Here is a 1,975-nt window from a genome sequence, read left to right as displayed (position 1 = left end):
GTAAACGCACGGGAGGAGATCCTGTGCACCCTGTTCGCTGAAGTCCTCGGCCTGGAGAACGTGGGCGTCGACGACGACTTCTTCGCCCTCGGCGGGCACTCGCTGCTCGCCGTACGACTCACCAGTCAGATCCGGGCGGTGCTGGGGATCGAAGCGCCACTGCAGGCGCTTCTGCAAGCGCCGACGGTGGCTGGACTTGCACAGCAGCTTGGAAATGAACAGTCAGCTAGGCCGGCGTTGCGGCCGATGCGCAACCAGGAGGAGTCCTGATGATTCCGTTGTCTTTCGCGCAGCGCCGGTTGTGGTTCCTTTCGCAGCTTGAAGGCCCGAGCGCCACCTACAACATCCCGATCGCCAGGCGCCTGCCGGGCCAGGTCGACAGCGATGCACTGAACGCGGCCCTGCGGGACGTGATCGGACGCCACGAGGTGCTGCGCACGGTCTACCCGACGGCCGACGGTGAGCCGTTCCAGCGCATCCTGAAGCTGGAGGACCTGGACTGGGAGCTGGCGGTGGCCGACCTGGCACCCGCCGAACTCGACACTGCAGTCGCTGAGTTGGAGTCATACGCGTTCGACCTGGCCGACGAGGTTCCGATCCGTGCAGCGATGCTCCGGACCGGTCCGGAGGACCAGGTGCTGGTCGTGGTGGTCCACCACATCGCGAGCGACGGCTGGTCGATGGGGCCGCTGCTGCGGGATGTGACGGCTGCCTACGCCGCGCGCACCGAAGGCGTGGCGCCGGAGTGGGAGCCGCTGCCCGTCCAGTACGCGGACTACACCCTGTGGCAGCGCGAACTGCTCGGCGACGAGCAGGACCCGAAGAGCATGATGGCGCGTCAGATCGCCTACTGGCGTGACGAGCTGTCCGGCATGCCCGAGGAGCTCCACCTGCCCTTCGACCGCGCCCGCCCAGCGGTCGCCTCGCACCGCGGCTACGGCGTGCCGTTGGAGATCCCGGCAGCGGTCCATGCCCGGCTCGCCCGGGTGGCGCGCGCCGAGGACGCGACGGTCTTCATGGTTCTCCAGGCCGCGCTGGCGGTCGTACTGTCCCGTCTGGGCTCGGGTACGGACATACCCATCGGCACAGCGGTCGCCGGGCGCACCGATGTCGCGCTGGACGACATGGTCGGCTTCTTCGTCAACACCCTGGTGCTTCGGACGGACCTGTCCGGTGACCCGACCTTCACCGAGGTGCTCGCCCGGGTGCGGCAGACCGGGTGGAACGCCCTTGCGCACCAGGATGTGCCGTTCGAGAAGTTGGTCGAGGAGCTGGCCCCAATCCGCTCCCTGACCCGGCACCCTCTGGTCCAGGTCATGCTGACCGTCCACAACAACGAGCGGATCCTGCTGGAGCGCTCAGGTGCCGAGTCCGACGATTCGGCGTCGGATGCGGTGGTCGATGTGCGGGCGGCAAAGTTCGACCTCGAACTCGACTTTGTCGAAACGTTCGACCTGGACGGTGCTCCGGCGGGCCTACGCGGCTCGGTCACCGCCTCGGTGGACCTCTTCGAGCGCGGCACCGTTGCGCAGCTCGCGACGCGTGTGCGGCGGGCGCTGGAGCTTCTGGTGGCCGAGCCGAAGACCCGGCTGAGCGGCCTCGAGCTGCTCGATGCCGGTGAGCGTCGTCGGGTGTTGGTGGAGTGGAATGACACGGCGGTGGGGGTTGAGGCGTCGACGTTGTCGGGGTTGTTCGAGGCGCAGGTGGTGCGGTCGCCGGGTGCGGTGGCGGTGGTGTTTGAGGGTGTGGAGGTGTCGTACCGGGAGTTGGATGAGCGGGCGAATCGGTTGGCGTGGTTGTTGGTGGGGCGTGGGGTGGGTCCGGAGTCGGTGGTCGGCGTCGCGTTGGAGCGTGGGGTCGAGATGGTGGTGGCGTTGTTGGCGGTGGTGAAGGCGGGTGGTGCGTATCTGCCGGTGGACCCGGGTCTGCCGGCGGAGCGGGTGGCTTACATGGTCGAGACCGCTGGGGCTGAGGT

The 1,975-nt window shown here is 68.1% G+C and carries 2 protein-coding genes; both read left to right on the top strand.

Annotation, left to right across the window (positions count from 1 at the left end; translation table 11 throughout):
• On the top strand, positions 1–270 hold a 270-nt coding region (locus tag GA0115254_RS02020), incomplete at its 5' end, for a phosphopantetheine-binding protein (protein WP_141720748.1).
• The coding region (locus GA0115254_RS02015; RefSeq protein WP_141720747.1) for a condensation domain-containing protein at positions 270–1,975 on the top strand (1,706 nt) is incomplete at its 3' end. The genes GA0115254_RS02020 and GA0115254_RS02015, both read left to right, overlap by 1 nt.

Origin of the sequence: Streptomyces sp. Ncost-T10-10d, assembly GCF_900091955.1 — a bacterium.
GTDB lineage: Bacteria > Actinomycetota > Actinomycetes > Streptomycetales > Streptomycetaceae > Streptomyces.
Note: the sequence above shows the minus strand (reverse complement) of the source record. Positions and strands in the feature narration are given on the sequence as shown.